Raw genomic sequence first — 26867 nt, 5'->3', positions numbered from 1 at the left:
TAAGTCAGGAATTATGGACCAATGATCAGGGCTCCTTCGCACGGAAGTCGTTCAACGGCGGAACGGGCTCATCCGGATACTGCCCGTGCTCCAGAAATCCCATTTTTTCAGGCTTCCAATACCTGAAGAACGCCTTTCCATAAATGTACTTCTCAGGAACAAGCCCCCAGTATCGTGAATCAGAAGAGTTATCGCGGTTATCACCCATTACGAAATAATGGTGAGCCTCAACCTTTTTCGCGGCCATATTCGGCAAGCCTTTGTTGTGAATGTTGTCAAGATAAGGTTCGATCAATTCACGATCATTGATCAACACTTTTCCGTCCTTTAGTTCAACGGTCTCACCCGGCATTCCGATTATCCGCTTCACGTAACTCTTATCGGGCTCTTTCGGGTACCAGAAAACCACGATATCACCCCTTTCAAGATGTCCCCAGCTAACGCTTTTGATGTTGTAATAAACGAGCTTATTGACCAAGAGACGCTCGCCATCGTGAAGGTGAGGAAGCATTGATGATCCCTCTACGACAACTGGCTGGACCGCAAATACGCCTAAGAGGACAAATACAGCCATTATCAGAAAAAGATCGCGTATTAAACGAACACTCTCACCAAACCAATAACGCCCCACACGATCGCCGCTAGGATACGAGATCGAAATATCACGATCATCCTCAGGCCTCCAAGTGCCAAATGAGAATTCATTTTTCTTCCTTTTTCTGAACATGCTGTTCTTAGATGCTCTTGAGAAGGGGGCGGTTCGCGAAATTTCGTGCCTCCCAAATAAGAACGTATAACCAGTAACGCTCTTTGTCAAAGTATTTTTCACCAATGCCTCAGGCGGCTTACTTTTGCAACCATTTGAGATATCATTGACCGGATGAATGCGGAGATTAGAAAAGAGTTTGCCGCCCTTGACCAATACACCTACCTGAATAGTGCAGCCGTTTCTCCGATACCTAAAAGATCGAAAGATGCCGTCGTTTCACAGCTAAATGATGTTGGCCGATATGGTTCAGAACAATACCCGGCGTGGGTTGAAATGAAAAATCGAGCGAGAGCTCTTCTCGCAGGAATGATGAATGTCCGTCCGGAACAAGTCGCATTTATGCGGAACACTTCGGACGGTATCGCATCTGTCGCCTGCGGCCTGGATTGGTCGGCAACCGATAATATTGTTTCTTTCGAACGCGAATTTCCCTCGAACTACTACGCTTGGAAGATGGTACGAGATCGTTTCGGTGCAGAAATCAGGTTTTGTCCGGAACGTGATGGCCGCATCGATCTGGAAGAATTGGTGTCCTTGATTGATGAAAACACAAAAATCGTGGCACTGAGTTCTGTCCAATTTGACTCAGGATTCAGAGCGGATCTGGAATTTGTCGGAACAGCCGCGCGCGAAGTGGGGGCTCTTTTTGTGGTTGACATTATCCAGGGACTTGGCCAGTTCGGATACGACCTGCCGAGCCAACTGGTCGATGTCGCCGCTGGTGCAAGCCATAAATGGCTTTGTGCTCCGGAAGGTTGCGGATTCGTTTACATTTCTGACCGGGCGCGCGAACTGATACGGCCGGCGTTTGTCGGATGGATAAGTGTTGAGAATCCTTGGGACTTCACCGACCGTGAACAGAGATTTCGACCAAATGCCCTTGCATGGGAAAGCGGAACAGGCACCTCTTCACTGTTTTATGGCTTAGAACAAAGCTTAATGCTTTTGAATAACGTTGGGCTCCCCAAGATCGAAGCCCACCTGAGCAAACTCTCTGAGCATCTTTGTGAGGGTTTGGGCAATCTGAATTATGAGATCATAAGTTCACGTCGTGAGGGCGAGGCGTCAGCTATCGTCTGTATCAAACACCGCGGAAACATCCCATCTTCGGAAATATTTGAGAAGCTCAAGGCCAAGAAAATAATTGTTAGCTCTCGGGGTGATCGACTAAGGATATCGCCTCATTTTTACAATACGATAACTGACATCGACCGTCTGCTCGAGGGCCTTCCGTGATTTTTTGTATCATACGGCACATTTTAGAGCGGCTCAGACAGATCATCGAGGTTAAGGCGGGTCAATCCCCCGGCATCTGAAAAGGCAGTAGTGTTGGCCCTAAGATTTTCTCGTCGTCGAAAATAAACAATACCTGAAATGACACCCAAAACGAGGGCAGTGAGCAAAACTGTTGAGATAAATAAGATCGTCGAAAGAGCGACCTCTTTACCCGTGGTGGCAAAGTAACGCTCAAGTTTTTGTAGAAGATACGGATCCTCGCCGAGCCATTGAACTGTCTTTTCATACTTTATTTGATCGAGAAGCTCATTGGCTGCGTTTAAGTCGGTTGTCCCCAATACGAAAGCGGAATAATTCCCGATCCTACGGTAAATATTGTTATCGCCGCCGTTGCCCAGTTCGATGACGTTCCTTATGCGCACGTCGGCGTCGCTGGCGGACTGCGGCGAAGTATGCTCAACGATAACTAGCTTACCGGCAGGATATGTTGCCGAAACCGCTTCTGTACCCGGAATAAAGTCAATGGCACTAATAAGGGGCTGATCGCCAGTGTTGGCCAGAAGATCCGAGCGTTTGTCTGTTATCAGGGCATATCCCTGGACCGATCGCCAATCTGGCAGATGTTTCAGCAAAACCGGTACACCATCCTCTTCGGAAACCTCCTGACTTCGGAATTCCGCACTGTTCTGCTGTGCGAACGCTGGCCCAACGAAAGAAAGTATCAGGATGAAAACAGCACGAACCGTCTTTAGATTTATCAATGTACTGCTGAATATCATCGTTTTCGAATTGAATAGAGATGATAGCATTATTCGCACAAAAGCTGATAAACCGTATGGATCGAATACACACCAAATCGTGTGTCGGTTATTTATCGGTCTATACGGTTTGGTTTGAATCTCATTTTTGATGTTTCTCGAAAACAAAGGTATGCCCACAATTTGGGAACAAAACAGCCTTCTTAACGTCGATAGTATCAATACGATCAGTTTTGGCACAGTGATTGATTCCTTACTCTGCGGGGGTACAAGCAAATGACCACTGAGACACTTAGCTATCCAATACTTAACACCGAAGCTGGAAGTTCGTCCAAGACATCTGGCGGCGCAGTCAAAGGCACTATCGATCTAGCTACCGCTCCGGACTTTGAATTAACAAAGCTCGCATCAAAAGGCGACATGGCAGCGTTTGAAGAGATCTATCAGCGTCATCATCGCAGAGTTTATTCGATATGTTTAAGGATGCTCCAGAATGCCTATGAAGCGGAGGATCTAACGCAGGATGTGTTCATTCAGCTGTATCGGAAGATCGGGAGCTTCAGAGGTGATTCGGCCTTCACGACCTGGCTTCATAGAATGACCGTTAATCAAGTGTTGATGCACTTCCGAAAACGGAATGTTAAATATGAGAAAGTAACCGAGGAGGGCGAGACGCCAGATCAGATCGTAAACGGTACTGACGATCCCGATCGGATGCCGATAGTAGATAAGATCGCCCTCGAAAACGCGATTGACCAATTGCCGGACGGCTACAAAAATGTGTTCGTCCTGCACGATATCGAAGGCTTTGAGCACGAAGAGGTTGCGCGAATACTTGGATGCTCGGTTGGAACTTCCAAATCGCAACTGCATAAGGCTCGATTGAAGCTTCGAAAACTATTGCAGAAAAAGGCAAATCCACGTTTGGTCGGACTAACTGCTTAACCAAATACAAACCATTATCTTAGGCCCGTGAACGATAATCGTTCGCGGGCCTTTGCTTATCCCCATATCTGTGACACTGTCAAAATTAGACCTGACAAGCCCACAATGATAAATTTAACTGATCTTTCAAAGGTTTGTCCGATCTAAATGCGCATTACGATTCTTCATTTATTACTCGCCACCTCAATTACGTTTGCCGGCTCGTTTAACCTTGTTTCACCTCAGATAAGCGACCCGGCCGAATTATGGCAGCAGGTCGAGGTGATCCGCACGGACTTTGGCGTTCCGCATATACAAGCCGAAAACTTCAAGTCAGCCGGCTTCGCTCTCGCATGGCTTCAGCTTGAAGATCACGGACCGCGAACAGCGATGAACATATTGTCAGCGAGCGGAAGAGCAGCTTCCGTGCTTGGTTATGAACGTATAGGATCTGATCTAGCGATGCGGCGTTTAAGAGAAAAGGTCAAGCATAAATACCCGACACTTTCTGTTGATGTGCTCGATGTTTACGAAGGTTTTGCAGCTGGCATTAATCGATTCATCAAGCTTCATCCGAACGAGTTTTCACCCAATATGCCAACTGATTTTACAGGTTTCGACGTGGCATCAGCTGAGCTTGTGCAACCCAATGAAGGGAAAATACGGCGATTTATCGAAGCCGTTTCTCCGCGATCCAACAGCACAAGACCACAATCCGATGATCCGGACGCTGACGACGAAGGCTCTCATCCAGATGACGGTTCAAATGCCTGGGCTTTTGCGCCGACCCGGACCAAAAGTGGAAAGTCGATCTTGATGCGAAACCCCCATCTGCAATGGAGTGCGGGATATTACGAAGCACATCTTACCGTTCCAGGGAAAATAGATTTCTATGGCGATTTTCGAATTGGCGGGGCTTTCATAGTTATCGGCGGATTCAATAAAGATCTTGGGTTTTCGACAACCAACAACCAACAAGATCTAGACGAGTTTTATGCTCTCGACGCCGACCCGAAGAATGTGAACCACTATTTGTTTGATGGCAAAAGTGTCCCGTTGAAGCGCGAATTGCTAACAGCACCCTTTCGAAATGGTGAGAGCATTTCTACCGAAACACGTGAATTTTGGTCAACCGATCTCGGTCCGGTGGTTCACCGTGCAAACGGAAAGATCTACATAATGAAGTACGCTGGCGACGGGGAGATACGTGCAGGGGAACAATTCTTGAAAATGATGCGGGCCACGTCACTCAAAGAATGGTTGGACGCGATGAAGATGCGGGCTCGTATGACCTCAAACTTCACTTATGCAGACAGGGCGGGCAACATTCTTTATCTTTGGAACGCTGCCTTGCCAAAGCTTCCCCACCCGCCGGTCAACGACTTGACCGCTGTGCCTGCCAAAGGCATCAAAGATGTTTGGACCGAATACGTTCCATTCGAATCTCTTCCTCAAGTGCTAAATCCTCCGGGCGGATATGTTCATAATGAGAATAGTTCGCATCACTATACCAACATTCGAACTCCGGTAGATACTTCAAATTCCTACCCAAATTTCGAAGAGCCCCGGCTATCACTACGCAGCCAGCTGGCGATCCAATTTGTCAACGGCGATGACAAATTCAGTCTGGAAGATATTGTGGAGCTCAAGCATAACTATCGTGCATTGCTTGCCGACCGGGTCAAGAGCGATCTGCTCACAGCAGTCCGTAAGACCTCGCCGACAGGTGATGTCGCAAATGCGGTTGATCTTCTTGAACAATGGGACAATACGACCTCTCCCGGAAGTCGCGGCTCGGTGATCTTTCAGGAATGGTGGCGGCATTACTCCGGTATTCGCGATAACGAGAGGCAGCCATTGCCTGATGGAGAGCGATATGCAGCCGTTTGGTCCAAAGACGAACCATTCTCCACACCGCGCGGATTGGCAAACTGGACCCGAGCGGTCGAATCATTTGTCTGGGCGGTTGAGGAAGTCAAGAAACGATATGGTCAGATCGATGTTGCCTGGGGTGATGTCCATCGTGTTCGGCGCGGCAATGTTGATGTGCCGGTCGGCGGCTGCGGAAATGACCTCGGCTGTTTTCGGATAATGAACTACACGCGACAGTCGGACGGCAAATTTGCCGCGACTGGCGGCGACTGCTGGGTCTTTGCAGTGGAATTCGGGGACGTGCCACGCGGCTACTCAATCCTTGCGTACGGACAAAGCAATAAACCGGAATCTCCTTACTATTCAGATCAAGCTGCAATGTTCGCGCGGGGGGAAATGAAGCCGATCGCATTTACAAGATCTGATATTCAAAAACGGGCAAAGCTTAAATACCGCCCTGGCGAGAAGCCTGTCCGGTGATTAGGTTTATTAGCATCCAAGCTTTTCAGGAAACGATCTATCTTCCGTGAATTCCCAGATTCCGCATACGGCGATAGAGATGGCTGCGGTCAACGCCCATATCTTCAGCGGCCTTTGAAACGTTGCCGTCAAATTCGGCAAGCTTATGAAGAATGAATTCGCGTTGATAGGCATCGGTGGCCTCTTTGAATGAGGGAAAGCGAAAGCTTGATGACGGCTTTTCTTCAGTAAATCCGAGTTCCGGCAGATCGCCAACGTCGATCTTTTGCTTCGTTGTCATAATTATCACACGTTCGATCGTGTTGCGGAGTTCGCGAACGTTTCCGGGCCAGATGTGGTTTGAAAGCTTTTCGATAGCGGCTTCGGTAAACACCTTCACTTTCTTGCCATTGTCTGATGAGAATTTACGGTTGAAATGATCTATAAGGGCAGGGACATCTTCGAGCCGTTCGCGAAGCGGAGGCACCTGAAACGGTATAACATTAAGACGATAAAAAAGATCGTGACGGAAATTTCCGTTTTCGATCAGCTCATCCAAGCGTTTATTCGTTGCGGAGATAACGCGTACATCGACCTTAATTGGCTTATTGCTCCCAACTGGTTCGAACCGCTGCTCTTCCAAAACCCGCAGCATTTTGGCCTGTACCCGAGACGACATATCACCGATCTCATCGAGGAAAAGCGTCGCCCCATCTGCAATTTCAAACTTCCCTTTTTTTGCCGAGTTCGCACCTGAAAAAGCACCTTTTGAGTGTCCAAATAATTCCGATTCAACAAGCTCTTCAGGTATCGCCGCAGAGTTTATTTCAACGAATGGAGAGTTTTTTCGTTTAGACTGCGAATGTATCGCACGGGCAACCAATTCCTTTCCGGTTCCGCTTTCACCTGAAATAAGAACGCGTCCGTCCGATGGGGCAACGATCGAGATCTGTTTACGAAGGGCACGCATCGCGATCGATTCGCCGACCATTACATATTCGTCAGCGAGCTCTTGTTGAAGCTGTTCATTTGCCCGCTCAAGCTCTCGTTGGCGGACTGCATTCTTTACGGTAACGATGGTTCTCTCCAAGCTCAAAGGCTTTTCAATAAAATCGAACGCACCGAGTTTTGTGGACTTTACTGCCGATTCAATATTCCCATGGCCGGAAATCATAATCACCGCCGAATCATTACCTTCTTCCCGAAGCTTTTTCAGCGTGTTTAAACCATCAATTCCCTTTCCGAGCCAGATATCGAGAAGAATGCATGAATAAGTATTCTCTTCAACAAGCTTCAAACATTCCTCGCCCGTGGCGGCCAGGTCGACCGCAAACCCTTCATCCTCTAACACTCCACGAAGCGTCTCGCGTATGCCGGGCTCGTCATCAACTATAAGAATTGAATTCATCTATCCCTTTACAGGAATCTCCACAATAAATTTCGCACCTCGCGGTTGGTTTGCTACCGCTTTGATCTTACCCTGATGCTCGGCAATTATTCTTTGGACGATCGCTAATCCCAAACCGGTTCCTCGGCCCTTGGTCGAGAAGTAAGGCTGGAACAGCTTTTGAAGATCGGGCGGATCGATACCCTTTCCGTTGTCCGCAACCTCAATGACTATTATATCGCGGGCAGTATCATGACGTGACGATATAGTTACGACCTTTTCTTCAGGGCCAGGAGCTTCAATAGCATTGTCTATCAGGTTTACAAACACGCGTTTAAGTTGTTCTGCATCAACAAAGGCATTGGGAAGACTGCCGGCGAGCTTCATTTCAAGCGTCAATTCGCTTGACCTTCCAGCGTAAAGCTCAGCTGCCTGTTCGATAACCTCATTAATATTTCCTGATACAGGCGATGTTTCCGGTAGGCGTGCAAACCGTGAAAATTCATCGACCATTGATTTTAATGACTGCACCTCCCGGATTATAGTGGCGGTTCCTTCCTTTACGACTAACTGAGTTTTATCATCCACATTGGGAGTAACCGATCGGTGGATCGATTCATTCCCATTATCGGGAACGGCAAATCTGCGTGCAATGCGTTCGGCGGAGAGCTGAATCGGCGTTAAGGGGTTTTTGATCTCGTGAGCCATTCGCCGGGCAACTTCCTGCCAAGCAGACGCACGTTGGGCCGCGATCAATTCGGAGAGATCTTCCAATACCAGAACTACGCCGGAGCCCTCAGGCAATGCTGTTGCCACTATGGAAACGGCAAGTCCGCCGGAGGCTCCGTCCTTCTCGCCGGCATCTGCCATTAGCCTTGATTGATCCGAGGCGTGGCCAACCCGCCGGGCCCTTGAAATGATGCGGTCAAACAGCATGCGGTCCGCCTCACCCAAAAGATCGGAAAACGGCGTTCCGGTGAGATTTCGCGTATTGACCCCAAGTATTTTTCGCGCAGCAGGATTGATCGTGCTGATAAGTCCACCGGCGTTGAGCGATATCACACCCGTAGGCAATGAAAGCAAGACAGTTTCTATGTACCGTCGCCTTTCGGTAAGCTCAGCGGAATTTGCTTCAAGCTTGGCCGACATCTCGTTGAATGTAGAAACGAGCAGAGCCAATTCGTCCTCGGCCATTACATCAACGCGATACCCAAGTTCCCCCTCTGCGATCTTTTGTGCTCCCTCGGCTAGAGAACGAAGAGGCGTCGCAAGTCCCCGGGCAATGTAAAATGCTGTCCACATCGCCGCAAAGATCAGCATAAAGGTAAGGACGCCCAGCGTAAGAAAACCGACTTGCCGAACCGTGATCTGCGAAGCCTTCAGTCGATCATATTGCTGAAGCGATCCTACCACTGCCTGATCGATATTCGGGTCACCGGACATTACCGTGCCAATGACCAATCTCCGCCCGTCAGGAAGCGTTGCTACAAAGGCATCTACACCGTAACCATCCGAGAGCGTTGGAGAACTCAGCTCGCCGGAACCAAGACTTGAGAGGCCGGCATCATCTAACGCTTTAGACACTGCTTTTATTGCGTACCGTCCATCCTCGCCGATCACTCCGGCAAAGACTAGGCCGCCGTCCGAAAGAAGTGCTCGCAGATCGGATTCGGTCGGGACATCTTGTCCCAATGAACGCGCCGCTACCGCCGCAAGCTCATTCATCCGATCCCGTTCGTTCTCAATAGCTCGTTTTTGAAGGTCCTGCGGAAGGCGAACGATATTCTCGGGTATCTGCGTGAACCAGCGATCGATCGCCCGATTCATAAAAAGAATGGAAAAGCCGGCCATCGCGATTATCGGCAAGATGCTTATCATCACGAAATAAAAAAGCAGACGGGTCTTCAGTTTCGACCCGAGCTGCAATGCCTTTCGCTCGCGAATAAGCCGCACGATACTCCGTAAAAAGATGAACCCAAAAACAACGAATGCGGCAAAATTCAGTGAGGACAGCCCGTAAAGCAAGAGTGTGTCTCCCGCCGATTCGACCGAAAAATCCTTCCAAATATTTGAGGTTTGAAGAAGAAGAAGTATCGTCAGGAGAAATAGAACGAATGCTCCAAGAAGCCAAAGAGAAAGCCTGATACGTTTTGGCGAGCCGGTCGTCATCTCAGAAACCCAAGTTTAGCACAATGACCATTGCTATGCGCCCGTTTGATGGCGGCAGACCGCTCCGCTAAACTCTAGCGGAATGACCAATATTCGGCTGATATTTTTTGATGAAACCAACATTCTTCGGAGCGGTTGGCGGGTCCTTTTTTTTCTATTTCTCTTTTTATTTCTGATGGTCTTCCTTGGCTCGGCGGCAGCAATTTTTCTTCCATCACTAATGACGCCAGGTCCAGGGTCAGCTTCTGCCTCGCTACTTTTGAATGCAGCAATAATGTTCGTCTCGGCTTTTACTGCGGGCTATGTTTGCCTGCGGTGCTTTGATGGGATCTCTCCCGTGTCGCTCGGACTTGTTCTGCGGCCAACGTATTGTGGCGACCGATCTGTTTTGTGCTTTTTGCGGGGCAAAGCAGCCGATCGCACAACAAGGAGTTCATTCGGAGATATACTCATCTTCAGCTCCTAAGACCGCCCGATTGCTTATTGAGGGCACAAGTGAACTTTCTACACCAACCTATCTTTTGGAAAAACAGGAGAACCTCGTAGGACGGCGCGACCCGATGTCAAATATATTTCCAGAGGTCGATCTATCGAAATACGACCCGCAGACGAAGATATCGCGGCGGCATGCCCGTATCTGGAAGACAGGCAGTGAGTTCATGGTCGAGGACCTTGGTTCATCGAATGGGACAGTTTTGACACCGGTTACTAAAGATCCGTTCCGTCTGCCGCCGCATACGCCGCATACCCTCGCAAATGGCGACAAAATAAAGATAGGCGATACGGTCCTTCATTTTATCGTCAATTGATCTGATATGTCGTCAACCACAACGGACAAAAATTCGCCGGCGCTCGTATCGCCACAAGTAAAATTGGTAGGCTTTACACCCGAAGAGGTCACGGCTCCGTTCTCGCTTCGCTGCGGAGCGTTGATAATGGATTACCTCATCATCGTCTTTATGCCAGCATTATTCATGGTCATTAGCCGCGCCTCTGGTAATGATGGTGCCGGGCTCTTGAATAGCGGTTTGAACGATATCGGCTGGCTTCTTGGTGTCCTTCTTGCTCTGGTGAGCGGCGTTCTGCTTCCTGTAGCGACCGGAAAGACTATCGGGAAGATGCTTGCCGGAATACAAATAGTAAAAACTGACGGAGCTGATATTTCCATCGGGAGAATGATCCTTCGGCAGGTGGTGGCGATCTTGTTATTTCCGTTGACATTAGGCATCTCATTCTTCTGGTCCGCGTTCAGCCCGCTAAATCGCTCACTTCACGATATTCTGGCTGGGACCATGGTGATCTACGCATCTAGGCGAATACGTGATTAGATCGATATAGACTATGGCTAGACTGTTACTTAAGAATTCGTCAGGGATACCTGAGAATATCGACCTTAGCCGTATCCGCACGACGATCGGCCGCTCGGCTCGTAGCGATGTGTGTATCCCCGATGCATTCGCATCAAGACTACATGCTGAGGTGAGGCTTGAAGGTGACTCCTATTGGCTGCAGGATCTTGGCTCTGCCAATGGCACCCGCCACAACGGGAATGTAATAAAACACGCGGTCCCACTTATGACCGGTGACGAGATTCAGATCGGCGAGACGACGATGGTCTTTGATGCTGATATTCTGCCGATCGCGGGTGGAGCAACGCTCATTGCGGATAGAACCGAGGCCCTTGATCCTTCGAAGACCATTTCTTTCCAGAGTCGCAGAATTCCGACTACAGACCTACTTAAAGGCCAGTTTTCTTCAAGAAACGACCTGCTTGGTCTTATAAGCAAAGTCGGTGTTGCATTGCTTTCCGCGAGTGGCCTTGAAGAAACGCTTGATCAGGTTGCTTCCTTGGTGTTTGAAGCAGTTCCTGCCGAACGCTGCGTCATAATGCTGCGTGATGACAAAGCTGCTGACGGAATGAAGATAATGGTTGCGAGGATACGCGGCCAGAAAGAGCAACTTAGCGAAGTAAGGATCAGCCACAGTGTAATGAATGAAGTGCTTAAGAATGGCAAGTCCGTTCTAACAGCCGACGCACAGCAGGACCCGCGATTTGCAACACAAACGGTGATGTTGCAGGGGATCAGGTCTGTACTTGCCGTCCCGCTTAGCGTCGATGAACGCAACATCTTCGGCTTGATCTATGCGGATTCGCCGACATACGAGACAACATTTACCGAAGAGCACCTTAACATTCTCACCACGCTCGCCTCTGTCGCATCGATCAGGGTAGAAAATGCGACCCTGCTTGAGGAACGGATGCAGCGTGAACGGATGGAGCGGGAACTTGAATTAGCGACCGAGATCCAGCAAAGATTTCAACCTTCTGCCCCTCCGATCATTGAAGGCTATGAGTTTCAGGGTATATCGTTCTCTTGCTATGAGATCGGGGGCGACTACTACGATTTCATTAAACGTCCCGACGGAAAGCTGATGATCGCATTAGGCGATGTATCCGGCAAAGGAACTGCGGCAGCGCTCTTGATGTCAAGTCTTCATGCGGCAATTCACGCGCAGATTGCCGCAAAGAGCTCGCTCTGGCAAACGGTGATGTCAGTCAATGAGTATCTTTCGGAGAATACTCCGGCGAATCGATTTGTAACCCTCTTTATCGGTGAGCTGGATCCTGTGACCGGCAAGGTTCGTTATATAAACGCCGGCCATAATCCGCCACTTCTCGCACTTGCCGATGGAAGTACTCAGCAGCTTGATTCCGGCGGTCTTCCATTAGGACTTATGTCCGTTGCTCAATATGAAGAAGGCGAACTATCGCTCGAGAGCGGAGATACCCTTGTTGTTTATTCGGACGGCGTTTCAGAAGCCGTGAACCCGCTTGATGAAGAGTTCGGGATGGAACGGCTAACTGAGGTAATAATAAATAACAGGACGGCTTCTGCAGCCGGGATCCGGGATAAGGTCGAATCGGCCCTTTCATCCTTTACACAAACCGCTCCGGCAAATGACGATATCACGCTCGTAATTGCAAAACGCATTTAGTTAGGGTTAGTTAGGGTTCTCAGGGAGATAATTAAACGCTCGAAAACACTAATTGCGAGTAAGTTCGGTGTAAAGCCAAGTCTTTGCCAATTTCCAGTGACGGTTTATTGTTGGAACGCTAACGCCCATTACCTCCGCCGTCTCCTCTATTGATAGTCCGCCGAAATAGCGGAGTTCAACGATCTTTGCCTTGTCAGGATCCATTTTCGCAAGTTCGAGAAGCGCGTCGTCAAGAGCAACTAGGTCGGATGATCGGTCGTGTGAAACGACGAGTATCTCATCCTCTATCGGTAGCAACTCTGCATCGCCGCCACGCTTCTCGGCGGTATGTTTGCGTGCGTGATCCATAAGGATCCGCCTCATAACCTGAGCAGCAATGCCGAAGAAGTGCGCTCGATTCTGCCATTTAACACGGTTTTGATCGATAAGCTTCATATAGGCTTCATGCACAAGTGCTGTTGGCTGAAGCGTATGGTCGCTGCGTTCACGTCGAAGATATGTGCCTGCCAACCGTCGAAGCTCGTCATAAATGTGAGGCAGGATCTGATCGACAACGTCGCGATTGCCGTCCGTCAGTTCAAGCAGCATCTGAGTGATCTCGCCTTCTTTAGCCATAGGTGACGCCTAATTATAGGGAAGTGAAGTATCTATTCAAAGCGAAGTATCGATTTCTGTAGTTGCTTCTAAATCCTGACATCTCCACCAAGAACGACTTTACAATCCCCGGTTTCCAACCAGGCGCTTTACCGATCAGAGACGGATCACCACAGTCAATCGGGTGGTTTAGGTCGATCTTCGTTGAAAATAATATCAAGCCGGGAAGGTGGAAGATAGTTCTTAGGAATCAAAGCGATTCGGCGTCGGAGGCAGTGATTACCTTATGGCAGAACGCGTCAAACTAGCAAGGCTATTTTACCACCCCCAGTTTTTCGAGAAGGCGTTGATATCGCGGTTCTGAGCGCAGATTCTTAAATCGCGGATCAGCGTCCATCAAGTTAAAGCTATGCGAACCGGCTTTCTCGGCCCGTTCAAGAAATTCAAGAGCCTTCTGTGTCATCCCAAGATGGTTGAACGCAAGCGCGGTCTCAAAGGCAAAAGCCCGATCATTGCTGCTTACGGACGGAGATAACACCGCACGCTCAAGCATTGATAATGTCAGATCTTTTTCTGTTACAGGATCTGCTACCTGTGCATAAATTATATGCCAGCTTGGATCTTCTTTTGAGCCACCTGCATTTTCCAGTTCATCCTCTAAAACCGTTGCGGCTTCTCTGTGTTTTCCGGTAGCTGAAAGTATCCATCGCTTAACTTTTAGAGCTGGAACGAACGCGGGATCATCCGCAAGCACCCGCTCGACCTGATCCATCGCGTCCTGATATTTTTCATCAAAGAATAGCACCATCGCCGCCGCCGTTCTTACCGAGAGTGAACGCGGGTCTAGCTTTTCGGCCATACGAATTTCACCTATTGCGTCCATTGGTTTTCTCATCGCGCCGAGAGTAAGTGCAAACCAATGGTGGGCTTGGGCATAGGACGGGTTCATCTGGATCGCACGCCTAAACTCTAGTTCCGCCGCCGCTCGATCACGCTCGTCAAAAAACTTTATATAGGCAAGAGAAGCATGGGCTTCCGCGAGCTCATCGTCGATCTTCAGCGCTTTAGAGACATATTCCCGGGCTCGATCATAGGCATTGGGAGGGGGTGACGTGTCGTAAAGATTTAAGAGTGAATAGGCATCTGAAAGCCCAACATAGGCAAGTGCGAACTCAGGATCGGAGCTTACGGCATTCGAAAAACTGATTATCGCATCTCTAAGTCCCGAGCTAGTCCGCATCGCCATCTGTGAACGCCCAATAAGGAATTCTTGATATGCAGCAGCGTTGTCCGTTTGTGATTTCTCGATCTGTCTTAATTCGAGCGGCTGAGGCTGGATACCTACTGTTTCAAGGATCTTTAGTGAGACTTGTTTTTGTAGCGAATGGTGTCCGCCTCCATTTGCAAAGAATCTTTCACTCCATATCTTTCTGCCACCGAATATATCTATCAATTCTGCATCAAGGAACAGATCGCTGTTCGCATTCCCTAATGTTCCATTAACAACGAAGCTAACGCCGATCGCCTTTGCCTCGCTCATTAAGTCGCCTTTTGCGATCGCACGCGACGTGTTTGAGGATATGACCTCAAGTTCATTTACCACGCCCAGACGCTGGGATAATGCATCAGCCAAGCCTATGCCAAGTCCGGGACTTTGCGTTGAGCGAAAAGGAGCGATTATCAGAGAGGGCCGTTGGTATCCGATCGGCTGGGTTACGCTCCTGCCTGTCGTTTCCTCCATCCATGGACGGTAGTAAAGTAAAGTTAAAATACCTAAAAGAAATACTGAGGCAACTGCCACCGCCAGCCACCTTCGCCGAATGCCAACTAAGTTTTTCTCACCTTCAAAATTGGGAGCGTCAGTATTCTGGCCCTCGGCAACCAGGATCGTCGGACGGTCGTGGATGCTTGTTACCGGACCAAAAGCCGTATCATTCGCGATGCGTGTTCCAAGCTTGGCAAGGTCCGGATCAGAATATCCTAGATCATCAACTAACTGACGATATCGGTCATCATCTCTGAGAATATCAAATACCGGTTCCACCGAGAGCCAGTTCAGCCAGGCATCATTCATTAGATATGAGGTCTTCAGGGCTGAAAATGCGGCCTCAACGTGTTCAGAAGAACGGTCGGTATCTTTAGCTGCCAAATGGCATCGAACAAGTGCTATATAATATGCCGAAATATAGCGGTCATTCTCGAGCGATACGATACGTTTCAGCTCAGCTTCTGCTTTGGTTATTTCCGCATTCGCGGCAAGCGACTCCGCATAGCCAAATTGGGCAAGAATGCTGTCACCCATTACATCTCTGGCTTTTCGGCTTATCTGTAAAGCTTCTTCGGTGTGACCGCTCACTCGGAGAACCTTGCTTAAACCGAAGTAACCAAAAGGATATTCAGGAAAATTTGCAATGACGCGGCGGTATTCGTCTGCTGATTCCTGAAAACGCCGAGCGTAATAAAGACCCCATGCAAGATTGTGATGATTGAACGGTGTTAAAGGATCCAGTTCGAGACCTTCACGGGCGAATTGCAGACCTTCTTCAAACCTCCCAAGCGTGAAAAGGACTATCGAGTACCATACGGATGCTTTCGCATTTGACGGATTGAGGATCAACGCACGCCGAAGGTGCCTAACCGATTCGACGCTATCATAGTTTCCGGCATGAAGGGCAAAGCCGAGCGTAGCATGGGCCTCTGATAACTCATCATCAAGCTGCACCGCCGTGGATGCCGCCTTGATCGCAGGCTGGAAACACTCCTGCGGCGGGAGAATACCCATGATGCCCAGCCAGGAATAGTAGTCCGCAAGTCCGATATAAGCGAGAGCGTATTCGGGGTCCGCTGTTATTGCAGAGTGAAAGCAGACGAATGCCTTGGCGAATCCGTCTTCTGTAAAACTATTGAAATGAAATTTTCCGCGAATATAGTGTTCATATGCCTCTGGGATGTCGGTTCCGCGTTTCGCAAGATCGGCCAACTCGCGACCGGTTAGTTGCGGCAGCAACGCTTCAGCAACACGCGTAGATAGAGTGTCTTCAAGCGAGAGCACATCGGCAAGGCCTTCGTCGATGGAGGTTGCCCAAACCGCAGCGTTCTCCTTAACATTCAGAAGTTGCACAGTTACGCGCAAACGGTCAGATGCCTTTTTTATGTTGCCTGTGAGAATAAATTCAACGCCGAGTTCTTCCCCGGCTCTCTGCGGATCAACTGCACTATCAGCAAAAGGCAGAACGGAGCTTGTAGGCCTTACGATAAGCCGCCGGATCTTGCTGAGACGCATAGTTACCGCATCGGCAATGCCGATACCCAGAAACTTGTCAGCCGTGTCCTCATCGGCGGCAAGATTCACAAAGCTAAATGGAAGCACAGCCAGCGAACGTCCATCGCCATCATCACGGGCAGAGAAAAGCCGGCTTCGCGTGGTTCTCAGATCAAAACGATCGGCTGATACCGGTCTTCCAGCTAGATGTTTTGCAACATCATCAAGAAGGGCCCCTACACTACCGTATCGCTGCCCCGGATTCTTAGCGATCGCCTTCATGACGATGTTGTCGAGGTTTCCCGATATCGCCTCGACGAGCGAAGCCGCATCAGACGAGCGAACAGAGGCAAAGGAATTACCTATACCGGCATATCTAGCTTGAAGGTGTGCCGCTAGCCCAATGGCTCGGCTTGGCGGAAGCGGTTCTTCTTCGCAGATCGCATACGTGATCTCATGCAGGGCCTTACCGGAAAGATCATAAGGTCGATGGCCGGATATCAGCTCGTAGAGAAGTATGCCAAGAGAATAAATATCAGATGCTTGCGTTACCGATTCGCCTTTGACTTGTTCTGGGCTCGCATAATCCGGCGTCATCAACCGCAACATCGATGCGGTCGGATTAACAGATTCATGTACCAGGTTAGGGTCAAGAACTTTTGCGATACCGAAATCAAGCAACTTTGGATCACCGTCTTTATTTACAAGAATATTGCTTGGCTTAATATCGCGATGGACTATCTTTCGCTGGTGGGCATATTCGATGGCGGAACAAATGCGGGCAAATAGTTGAAGCCTTTCTTCAATGCCTAAACAGACTTTATCTGCAAAATTGTAAAGAGTTTCCCCCTCGATGAACTCCATTATGAAATAAGGAGTTCCGTCTTCACGTGTTCCGCCATCGATCAATCGAGCGATATACGGGTGTTCAAATGATGCGAGGATTTGCCTTTCGTGCCGAAATCGACGGATAACGAAATCAGAATCCATTCCGCGTTTTATCAGCTTTATCGCTACGCGCTGGCGGAATTCGCCATCAACCCTTTCGGCTAGGTACACGGCTCCCATTCCGCCACGACCCAACTCCTGCTTCAATTCAAATCGACCGATCTTTGTGCCGATAAGAAGATCTCGCTCGAGATTCTCGAAACCGTTGTCCACAGAGCGCGAAAGATCGCGTCTTGTTCGCGTACTGATAACTCCACTATCCGTCCAGACGGGCGACTCGATGAAGTTCTCGACAGATGCCTCAGCACGCAAAAGTTCTTCTACTTTTTCTTTTATTTCGTCATCATCTCCGCATTCGGAATCAAGAAAAGCTTTTCTCTCCCCGACCGGCATCTCTATTGCTTTGTCGAAGATAGATTCAAGTTTTCGCCATCGCTCCGGAGACATCGGGTAAGATTATAACGAAACTACACTGGTTGAAGTAGTGATATAAATAGACTTCACAGAGATTTCCCGAACCGGTCCACATAACCCTCTCTATCGGTTAGCTAGATCTTGTAACCGGTAAGGTTAGTTATATAAACGCCGGCCATGATCCGCCACTGCTCGCACTTGACGATGGAATACTCAGCAGATTGATTCCGGATTTCGTGACCTAAATTCATGGGTCTTTCGTGTCAATTTTATATTCTGTTTAACCCCATAGATCGTTTAGCCCTTTTATTATTGGAATATTTGGTCTCCAACCAAGTTCCTGCGTGACAAGTGTCAGATCGGAGACGTAATTCAGCGGGGTCGGGACCGGGATCTCAGTTTCTTCATCCAGAACCGCCTGGAGACCGGAAACCTCTTCCATTAATCTGACCAATTCTCGCAGAGAAACGGCATTTTGTGACCCACCGCCGATGTTGTAAAGTCCATGGCGGATGACTGAGCCGATAAATGCCTGACACGCAACGGCAAGGTCATTGACGTGGAGTAGATCTCGACGAGGAGTTCCTCGCCCAGGTAGAGCGAGACACTCACCGAAATTGATCGCATCGGCATAGTGGCCTACGAAATTTGGCATATTCCCTTCGCTTTTCGGCGCATATACCGTAGACAGCCGGAAGATACATGATCGGAAGCCATTCTGATGAGCATAATATTCAACGTAACGTTCGGCGATCAATTTTGACCATTCCAATCCCGATTGGCCGGAATAAACAGTCGGGCAGGTCTCGGGAACTTCGGCATAGTTATCTGCAAAGCGTCCGTAAACGTCCTTGGTAGAGGCAAAAATAAATACCGCATCCTTTTTTATATTGCGAAGAAGATTTATCGTTCCTTCTACATTGGTCAAAAAGACCTGCTCGGACGCTTCCGGCGATTTATCGAGATAAGCCGCTAAATGGATAACAACGTCATATTCACTAACAATTTGGGCATCCTGTGTATTAAGAATGTCTCGCCCGGAACGGCGTGATAGATCATCCGCATGAAAAAATGTGCGAAGATGCGTCCCAAGATAACCGCTGCCGCCCGTAACTATTGTTTTCATACCGATAAATTGTTGGACATATGCCGCCGAAAACAATTAGAATTTTACAGGGCAACCGCATTTATCCGAAACCTGTCTTAATTCCTTCATAGTTTTAAAATGCCCGAGAACCTAACAGTTCGCACCACGCGCTCAAAGATGCCGCCGAAAGGCTGGGTTCGCGCTCGGCGTATATACACATTTAAGGAGCCGCCGAAACCGCTTTGGAAACGCGTTCTCGGAAAGATCTTCAATTATTGGACGCTAACCGCGTTTTTGCTAATTCTTCTTGGATCATTCCTTACTCTCGGCTATTACTGGTTTGAATTCTCTGACAGGATCGATCGTCGTTTGCTGAGCGGCGATGTTTTTACGGCGTCTGCCGGGATATATTCAGCTCCGAAAACACTTAGAAAAGGTGAAGCGATCACGCAGCAAACCTTGCTGGATTATCTACGCGCGGCCGGTTATATCGATAAGAATGTGAAGGCCGATCATACACGAAGTCGTTATTCGATTTCGGAGAACGGCATTAGCATCGAGCCCGGGATCACCGGCACCATTGATGGCGAGAATGTTTTTCCGCCTGTTCTCGTAAAGTTTGCAAAGGATGGAAAATCCATCGCGTCGATAGCCGATCAGCGTGTCGGAAAGGAGGTGGACCGTGTGCAACTAGAACCGCGGATCCTAAGCACCATCGCACGCGAGGGTGACGGCCGTCGAAAGACCGTCGCCTTTGCGGACCTTCCGCAACATCTCGTCAAGGCGATCATTGTTACGGAAGACCGCGCGTTCTTCGAGCATTATGGCGTGAACATACGCGGTATCGCACGCGCTCTCTGGAGCCGATACGAAGGTGAGGATAATGCGGCTCTTGCTAATCAAGGCGGGTCTTCGATAACGCAGCAATTGGTAAAGAACCTGCTTCTGACGCGCGACCCTACGTGGGAAAGAAAAATAACCGAAGCGTATATGTCGATCATCCTGGAAACCCGGCTAAGCAAACAGGAGATCTTTACGCTTTACGTCAATCAAATATATCTCGGCCAGCAGGCTGGTGTTTCTATCTATGGTGTTGGCGAAGCCGCGAACATTTATTTTGGCAAAGATGTTTCACAATTAACTCTGGCCGAATCGGCATTCATCGCAGGGATCGTTCGCAGCCCAAACAGATACGGTCCATATAAGAATCCGGAAAAAGTTACTGAAAGGCGAAACCAGGTTCTTATGTCGATGCTGGAGGTTGGTGAGATAACGGCTGCCGAGTTCGAGTCAGCAAGAAATACCAAGCTCGAACTGAAGCAGATATCAAGCAAACAAGATCTACAGGGAATGCCCTATTTTTCACAGTATGTAGTAGATACGCTGCCAAGCATCGTTAGCGATCCGGAAGCTCTCCAACATCTTCGTGTTTACACCTCGATCGATCCGGACCTGCAGCGCATCGCTTATGAGACCGTAGTAAAACGGCTAGAACGGCTGGACAAGTTCTTCCCGAAACAGCCGCCGGGAAACCTGAATGCCGCACTTGTCGCAATGCGTCCAAAGACCGGCGAGATAGTTGCCATGGTTGGCGGCCGTGACTACCTGGAAACACAGTTCAATCGTGCGACAAGCGCGATGCGACAACCCGGCTCTGTATTCAAACCGTTTGTTTACACTGCGGCCATCAACTCGGCATACGATACTTCTTCGCGTGTTTTTACGGCAGCAACTGTGATCAAGGATGAAAAAAAGATCTTCACTTCCGGCCGCGACACATATGCCCCTAACAATTACGGAGACACGTTCACGAATAAGGAAACCACGCTCCGTGATGCCCTAGTAAAAAGCAAGAATACCATTGCAGTAGATGTCGGAATGCAGGTGAATATCGGAAGGGTGATGAATCTTGCACATAAGGCTGGGTTACCAAAGGTTGAAAGAGCATATCCTTCAATGGCACTCGGTACGGCGGAAGCAACCCCTTTGAACGTAGCCACTGGTTACACTATGTTCGCAAATCTCGGAGAAAGGGTTCTTCCGATGCCTATAACGCGGGTCACAGCCGGCGATGGTACGACGAAGATCGAACCGCAACCCGACCGTAAACAGGTCGTAAGATCCGATGTTGCCTACATTCTTAACGACATAATGAAGGACATCGTTAATCGAGGCACAGCGGCGCAGGTTCAAGGGTGGGGTTTTCGCAATGAGGCAGGCAAGCGAGCCTATGCCGGGAAGACAGGCACATCACGGGATGGTTGGTTTGCTGGTTTCACGCCGGAGCTTGTTTGCGTAGTTTACGTTGGTTTCGACGATAACGCCGATCTAGGAATGAAGGGAAGCGATTCTGCAATGCCCATTTGGGCTGACTTTATGAAAGCCGCACTTGACCTGCACCCGGAATGGAACGGTGATTGGCAAATGCCGGCAACGATAAGAAAGGCGGAGATCGATATAAGGAATGGATCACTGATAAGAGAGCTGGATGGAGCTGAAAATGCCACCGTCGCTGCACAACCTACGCCCTCGCCTTGGGAATGCCCGATACTCTTTCCCAGTACTGCAGGACAGAATTTCACGGTTGTTGTGCACGACATTCTCGAAACTCCGACCAATGTGCTGTGCACGAACTATACGTTTACCGTTTCATATCGCACCGGTTGCCGACAGCCAGGTTATGACCGCACGAATGACGGCAAGGCGGACCCTACATACTTCCGTTCTTCAACCGGCACATGGAATATTCTGAATTCTGCAGGCGGCACCAACAGCCTGTTATTCGGACTGAGTAACGACATTATCACTGCCGGTGATTACACAGGTATGGTCAAACTGACGTCAGCACCTATCGTCCGTCCGCGAACACCTGGTTTTATGGCTTGAATCAGGTCAACCCGGGGTCCGACGTCGCTTACATTCCTTGGGGACTTGCAGGAGACATACCGGTGCCGGGTGATTACGACGGTGACGGCAAAACCGATATCGCCATTTGGAGGCCGAGTAACGGTATTTGGCACGTGCTGCAGTCGTCTAACTGGACCGTATCGTACTTTAAGTGGGGAAGGAACGGTGATACTCCGGTGGTAGGTGACTTTGACGGCGATCTTCGGTCCGACTATGTCGTGGTCAGAACGGATGAATTTGCTCCGAGGTATCTCTGGCTTCTGCAGGGCTCTAACTTCAATTTCGGATTTCCCCTTTTCACATTCTGGGGAACCGCCGGAGACAGGATCGTTCCCGGCGATTACGATGGAAATGTAAAACAGATATTACCGTCTTTCGACCTTCCGACGGTTACTGGTACACGATCCAAAGCAATGCTGCGAATGCTATAGGAACAGTAACCTCAACCTATAAATTTGGGCTTCCCGGGGATATTCCGCAACCCGCAGACTACGACGGAGATAGGCGCACAGATTTTGCGGTTTTCCGCCCCTCAAGCGGTGAGTGGTTCATATCCAACAGCAATAACGGAGCTTATGATTCATTCAACATTTACAACTGGGGAAGCTCGACAGATCAACCTGCGACCTCTGCCTATCGGATAACAAATCCGTAGGAACAAGCAAACAGAAGCTGCCCTTGAACACGATGTTCAAGGGCAGCCTTAACTATTTCAAGTTTTTCTATTACTTAACGGAGAAATTCGCGACGGGATAATCTGGAGGTGTCAAAGTTCCCGCAGACTGTCCCCACTCAACCTGAACCGGCGACGCAAAGGTATTGCGGACAATGAAGTTTGTGTTATCCGCTGCCTGACCGCTACGCCAAACTGCCATGTCGGTCTTCCCATCTCCATCATAATCGCCCGGAACCAGGTAATCCGTGGCCGACAAACCAAATTTCTCAACAACGATACGAAAGTCCGAACTTCTTAGGAAATACCAATCAAAGTTCGCACCATTCACCCTTACAGCAGCCACATCCGTCCTACCATCGGCATCAAAATCACCGGTGATAAACTTATCTGTGTTCAAACCATACTGAAGTACACGCTGCCCGGCGGTGCTAAGCAATTGCCAATGAAGCATTTGGCCGCCCACGTTCCTTGCAACGTGCAGATCGAACCTGCCGTCTCCGTCAAAATCTCCCGGAACGGCCACATCTCCATCAATTCCCCACGGCGCATAGGTCGTATTACCACCCGGATTGCCGAGCGAACCTCTGTAGAAGAAAGTGCTTTGTCCGCCTCCGGTACCATTACGGTAAACTGCTGGATCTGCCTTTCCGTCACCGTCATAATCACCGACAATGGTCGGGTCGTCACCCGTTTGACCAAAATATTCAACACGAACCGTACCATTCGAGCTATTCAAAATGAAGAATGCGGCCTGGGTCGGCGGTCCCGATCTCCACACCGCAATATCGGTCTTTCCATCGCCATCAAAATCTGCAGGCGTAGGCACATCGCCAGCCGGAATACCTGCACCGAGTCCCCATTCAATTACAGAGACGCCACCTCCATTAAGCTGTGTCCACCATGTACTTTGTCCGGACGCTGAGGCGGCGCGTACTACTACATAGTCCGTACGATTGTCCCCGTTAAGATCGAGTGTTCTCGAACGCGGAGCTAATGGAGCACCAGTGATTGACCCGATCAATTGAAACGGAAACTCCTGCGGCATTGGAAGAGGTGTTGGGTTCCCGGTTGGTGTTTGTCCGGCATCAACAACGTCCTGCCAAGCTGTTCCGGTAAATTGACGTGCGTTATTGAATGGGGTATTTCGCGTTCCGACTACGGTCATCGGAGGAGCAAAATGAGCTGTTGTCGTACCGATCTGAGTATTCCAAGATATCCAATAATGTCCCGCTGTCAAAACCGCCGGTGGATTAACATTGATGTTATTCTGCCAAATGATCCTGTTAGTCGCAGGCGCGGTCGGCGGATTGGCCCCTGCACCGACGATCGAATTAAAGATCCTGAAACCGTTAGCATTCGTCGAGCTGGCCAGTCTGTTAGTTGTCGTATCACCAAACACTACTGTGCTGCCCAGATCTCCAGGTCTTCCCTGCCATATCTGAAGCGTTGCTGCAGAGATCGGGCTCGTAGAGCCGGCAAAACCGGTTTGATACGCGTACGTAACAACCTGATTGATGGTCCAGGTTTGTCCTACAGGAACATTGAAATCATCAGCACATCGAAATACGGTGGCCGTTACCGAACATGAAACCCCTGCCAGAGTGTTAGCGTAATTAGTAACGCCAAAGTCATTTTGTGCCTCACTCCATTGAGTTCCAACCGGAGCAGCCACACCGCTCTTCGATGTGGCACCGCTAAGTAAGTTGCCGTTATTGTAGATAACTTGTGAGCTAACGCTTTCGGTAATCAAAACAATCACAAAAAAGCTTATCGCCACAAAGCGCAATCGAGAAAACTTCATATACCCTCCTTTTTTCAGAGAAATTCATACAAATTCCGACGTCGGAAATCAGAACAAATCATAGATCCGGTAGGAATGGCGAAAATCGTAAACTAAAGTAAAGGAAAAAGCAAAAATGGCGTGCAGCCCAATTTGCTGCACGCCATGACCGATTCCGGAGTAATCAATCGCTTTAGATCACACGAGCCTCGTTCCTAAGCTTTTCGACTAATTCAACAGCACCGGCCTTTGCGTCGCCGTTGCCAAGAATTTGGGTCTGTTTTGTTTTAAGCGGCATATATACCTTTTGAATATTCTGGGCACCGGCAAAGGCTTCTATCGATGCATCAACGTCACGTATCTCCTTTTTCTTCGCGGCCATTATGCCTTTTAGCGAAGCATAACGTATCTGAGAAATGCCGGATTGGATCGTGAATAGTGCCGGGAGCTTATACGTAAACCATTGATACCAACCGCTTTCTAACTCACGCTTGATCCGAAGGCTATCTCCGAGACTTCCGCGATCGACCTCTATAACGATCGTCCCGTGAGGTATCCCGAGCAATTCAGCGAGCAACACGCCCGTCTGTCCGTAACTTGTATCGTCTGACTGGAGACCTGTAAAAATAAGGTCCGGCTTTTCATCACGGATCGCATCGGCGATGGCCTTTGCGATCTGGTAAGGTGAAAGCTTGTTCGAATTCTCTGCTACCACGTGAATAGCCCGATCGGCTCCGCGAGCTAGCGCATCCTTTATTACAGTCTTTGCCGACTGCGGCCCAAGTGAACAGACCACTACCTCACCTTCGCCCTTTGCTTCCTTCAAACGGAGTGCCTCTTCAAGAGCGTAACCGTCAGATTCGTTGGTCTGCATCGCGATGTCGGTCTCGTTTATCCATTTCTCATCTGGACCGATGCGAAGGACCGCGTCCTTGTTAGCGACCTGCTTCATTAGAACGATAATTTTCATAACAAGTGTCTTGTTCCTCAAATTGCAGCTCATTGCCCATAAATGCGAAGACTTTCACCCGCAAGGCAGAACTAAACCGGCATTAGCCTGAGCTACTCAGAGTATCGCTTAAATATCAAACTTGCATTAGTGCCCCCAAAACCGAAACTGTTCGACAGGGCGTACTCGATGTCAGCTTCACGAGCCACGTTCGGCACGTAATCCAGATCGCAATCCGGATCGGGGTGTTCATAATTGATCGTCGGCGGCAATTTACCTTCTTTGATCGCAAGAACCGAGAAAACTGCCTCTATTCCGCCGGCAGCTCCAAGTGCGTGACCGGTCATTGATTTTGTCGAACTTACTGCCAAGCCGTTCTTCGCGTGATCACCAAAGACCTGCTTTATCGCGAGTGATTCAAATTTGTCGTTGTACGGCGTTGAGGTCCCGTGCGCATTTACGTAGCCGATTCGTTCTGGTGAAACATCAGCATCTTTGATGGCTCGCTGCATCACGCGAATAGCTCCTGAGCCGCTCTCATCCGGCATGGTTACGTGAAAAGCATCGCCGCTCATCCCATAACCAACGATCTCCGCCAGGATATTTGCACCCCGTGCCTTCGCAAATTCCAGCTCCTCGAGGATCATAATGCCCGCACCTTCGCCGATGACGAATCCATCGCGCTCAGCATCAAATGGGCGCGATGCCTTTTGGGGATCATCATTGCGAGTCGAGAGCGCACGCATTGAGGCAAATCCGGCGACAGACATTGGCGTTATCGCGCTTTCCGCTCCGCCGCATATCATCGCATCCGCGTCACCGCGTTCAATAAGGCGAAAACTATCGCCGATCGCGTGTGCACCTGCAGAACAGGCTGTTGCAGTAGCCGAGTTTGGGCCCTTTGCCCCGTGGCGGATGGATACGTTTCCGGCTGCAAGATTTACGATGGCTGAAACTATAAAGAATGGCGAAACACGATCCGGACCTGAATTCAAGAGTTTTTCGTGTTCGCGTTCGATCGCCCAGAAATCACCGATGCCGGAACTGATGTATGTTCCGACCATCTCGGCGTTCGATTCGTCTATTGCAAGTCCGCTGTTCTTGATCGCCTCATCTGAGGCCGCAAGAGCGAAATGGGTAAAGGCTCCCATGCGGCGAGCTTCTTTCTTGTCAAGAAAGTTTAGCGGATCGAAGTCTTTTACTTCACAGGCAAACTTTACCGAAAATTTGTCCGGGTCGAACTTCTTAATGTAGTCCGCGCCATTGGCACCGGTCATCAGGCCGTTCCACGTTGTGGGCACATCATTCCCGATAGGCGTTACCAGCCCTACTCCGGTTACTACAACTCGACGTTTCATAATTGATCGGATAATGGAAAATCGACGATGGATAATGAAGCCCTATGCCCCACTACCCATCGTCCGTTGTCCTTTATAACTATCCTTTGTGCTGCTCTACGTAAGCGTAAGCATCGCGGACCGACTGGATCTTTTCCGCATCCTCATCAGGGATCTCAATATCAAACTCCTCTTCAAAACGCATTACTAGTTCGACTAGGTCAAGCGAATCCGCTCCAAGGTCTTCAATAAAGCGGGCGTTTTCCGTGACCTCTGCCTCATCAACACCTAATTCATCTACGATGATCTGTTTGATCTTATCCTGAACGTCTGACATATATT

20 protein-coding genes are annotated in these 26867 nt (G+C 49.3%); 8 read left to right on the top strand and 12 right to left on the bottom strand.

The features are described 5' to 3' along the window. Positions 1-25 precede the first annotated feature (25 nt). Positions 26-727 (bottom strand): signal peptidase I, encoded by a 702-nt coding sequence (gene lepB / locus JVX88_RS04880; protein WP_211626210.1) that lies wholly within the window; start codon positions 725-727, stop codon positions 26-28. 153 nt (positions 728-880) lie between these two features. Here lepB and JVX88_RS04875 point away from each other — a divergent pair, with 153 nt between their 5' ends. Beyond that, positions 881-2005 (top strand): aminotransferase class V-fold PLP-dependent enzyme, encoded by a 1125-nt coding sequence (locus tag JVX88_RS04875; protein WP_211626209.1) that lies wholly within the window; start codon positions 881-883, stop codon positions 2003-2005. Positions 2006-2028: 23 nt separating this feature from the next. Here JVX88_RS04875 and JVX88_RS04870 read toward each other — a convergent pair whose 3' ends face one another. Then, a complete protein-coding gene (locus JVX88_RS04870) occupies positions 2029-2784 on the bottom strand; it encodes a hypothetical protein (RefSeq protein ID WP_211626208.1) in 756 nt (251 codons plus the stop codon). 255 nt (positions 2785-3039) lie between these two features. On the opposite strand from JVX88_RS04870, the gene JVX88_RS04865 reads away from it, so the two are divergent. Then, positions 3040-3708, top strand: a complete 669-nt coding sequence (locus JVX88_RS04865) for an RNA polymerase sigma factor (RefSeq protein WP_211626207.1) — start codon at positions 3040-3042, stop codon at positions 3706-3708. Between the two features lie 147 nt (positions 3709-3855). Beyond that, a complete protein-coding gene (locus JVX88_RS04860) occupies positions 3856-6039 on the top strand; it encodes a penicillin acylase family protein (protein WP_211626206.1) in 2184 nt (727 codons plus the stop codon). A 37-nt stretch (positions 6040-6076) separates the two neighbouring features. On the opposite strand, the gene JVX88_RS04855 is transcribed toward JVX88_RS04860, so the two are convergent. The 3 genes from JVX88_RS04855 to JVX88_RS04845 all read right to left on the bottom strand — a co-directional run bounded on the left by JVX88_RS04855 (position 6077) and on the right by JVX88_RS04845 (position 9846). Continuing rightward, the gene (locus JVX88_RS04855) at positions 6077-7426 is read right to left on the bottom strand and encodes a sigma-54-dependent transcriptional regulator (protein WP_211626205.1); all 1350 of its coding nucleotides are present in this window, start codon (positions 7424-7426) and stop codon (positions 6077-6079) included. Further along, the gene (locus JVX88_RS04850) at positions 7427-9574 is read right to left on the bottom strand and encodes a sensor histidine kinase (protein ID WP_211626204.1); all 2148 of its coding nucleotides are present in this window, start codon (positions 9572-9574) and stop codon (positions 7427-7429) included. Between the two features lie 74 nt (positions 9575-9648). Further along, positions 9649-9846: a hypothetical protein gene (locus JVX88_RS04845; RefSeq protein ID WP_211626203.1), complete on the bottom strand. Its 198-nt coding sequence runs from the start codon at positions 9844-9846 to the stop codon at positions 9649-9651. A 51-nt stretch (positions 9847-9897) separates the two neighbouring features. On the opposite strand from JVX88_RS04845, the gene JVX88_RS04840 reads away from it, so the two are divergent. From JVX88_RS04840 to JVX88_RS04830, 3 genes are read left to right on the top strand one after another with little or no spacing between them, the layout of a single operon-like run. Next, a complete protein-coding gene (locus JVX88_RS04840) occupies positions 9898-10383 on the top strand; it encodes an FHA domain-containing protein (protein WP_211626202.1) in 486 nt (161 codons plus the stop codon). Positions 10384-10389: 6 nt separating this feature from the next. Continuing rightward, positions 10390-10902 carry an RDD family protein gene (locus tag JVX88_RS04835; RefSeq protein ID WP_211626201.1) on the top strand — a complete coding sequence of 171 codons (513 nt, stop codon included), beginning with the start codon at positions 10390-10392 and terminating at the stop codon, positions 10900-10902. 13 nt (positions 10903-10915) lie between these two features. Then, positions 10916-12571 carry a SpoIIE family protein phosphatase gene (locus tag JVX88_RS04830; protein WP_211626200.1) on the top strand — a complete coding sequence of 552 codons (1656 nt, stop codon included), beginning with the start codon at positions 10916-10918 and terminating at the stop codon, positions 12569-12571. Positions 12572-12619: 48 nt separating this feature from the next. On the opposite strand, the gene JVX88_RS04825 is transcribed toward JVX88_RS04830, so the two are convergent. The 3 genes from JVX88_RS04825 to JVX88_RS04815 all read right to left on the bottom strand — a co-directional run bounded on the left by JVX88_RS04825 (position 12620) and on the right by JVX88_RS04815 (position 18915). After that, entirely contained in the window at positions 12620-13186 is a 567-nt protein-coding gene (locus JVX88_RS04825) for a sigma-70 family RNA polymerase sigma factor (RefSeq protein WP_211626199.1), read from the bottom strand. Positions 13187-13478: 292 nt separating this feature from the next. Next, the gene (locus JVX88_RS04820) at positions 13479-17822 is read right to left on the bottom strand and encodes a protein kinase domain-containing protein (RefSeq protein ID WP_211626198.1); all 4344 of its coding nucleotides are present in this window, start codon (positions 17820-17822) and stop codon (positions 13479-13481) included. A 247-nt stretch (positions 17823-18069) separates the two neighbouring features. Then, on the bottom strand, positions 18070-18915 hold the full coding sequence (locus tag JVX88_RS04815) for an NAD-dependent epimerase/dehydratase family protein (RefSeq protein ID WP_211626197.1): 846 nt from the start codon (positions 18913-18915) through the stop codon (positions 18070-18072). Between the two features lie 99 nt (positions 18916-19014). Here JVX88_RS04815 and JVX88_RS04810 point away from each other — a divergent pair, with 99 nt between their 5' ends. Together JVX88_RS04810 and JVX88_RS04805 are read left to right on the top strand one after the other, a co-directional pair. Then, positions 19015-21762 (top strand): transglycosylase domain-containing protein, encoded by a 2748-nt coding sequence (locus tag JVX88_RS04810; protein WP_211626196.1) that lies wholly within the window; start codon positions 19015-19017, stop codon positions 21760-21762. Continuing rightward, positions 21759-22214 carry an FG-GAP repeat domain-containing protein gene (locus tag JVX88_RS04805; protein ID WP_211626195.1) on the top strand — a complete coding sequence of 152 codons (456 nt, stop codon included), beginning with the start codon at positions 21759-21761 and terminating at the stop codon, positions 22212-22214. Before JVX88_RS04810 ends, JVX88_RS04805 begins: the two co-directional genes overlap by 4 nt. 294 nt (positions 22215-22508) lie before the next feature. On the opposite strand, the gene JVX88_RS04800 is transcribed toward JVX88_RS04805, so the two are convergent. The 4 genes from JVX88_RS04800 to JVX88_RS04785 form a co-directional block, all read right to left on the bottom strand. Further along, positions 22509-24260 (bottom strand): FG-GAP repeat domain-containing protein, encoded by a 1752-nt coding sequence (locus JVX88_RS04800; protein ID WP_211626194.1) that lies wholly within the window; start codon positions 24258-24260, stop codon positions 22509-22511. A 172-nt stretch (positions 24261-24432) separates the two neighbouring features. After that, positions 24433-25209: an electron transfer flavoprotein subunit beta/FixA family protein gene (locus JVX88_RS04795; protein ID WP_211626193.1), complete on the bottom strand. Its 777-nt coding sequence runs from the start codon at positions 25207-25209 to the stop codon at positions 24433-24435. 92 nt (positions 25210-25301) lie between these two features. Continuing rightward, complete coding sequence (gene fabF / locus JVX88_RS04790) at positions 25302-26549, bottom strand: beta-ketoacyl-ACP synthase II (protein WP_410503774.1); 1248 nt, start codon at positions 26547-26549, stop codon at positions 25302-25304. Between the two features lie 76 nt (positions 26550-26625). Further along, positions 26626-26862: an acyl carrier protein gene (locus tag JVX88_RS04785; protein ID WP_211626192.1), complete on the bottom strand. Its 237-nt coding sequence runs from the start codon at positions 26860-26862 to the stop codon at positions 26626-26628. Positions 26863-26867: the final 5 nt, after the last annotated feature.

It is taken from the genome of Leptolyngbya sp. 7M, from assembly GCF_018128485.1.
This window is presented reverse-complemented; position numbering and strand designations above follow the sequence as displayed.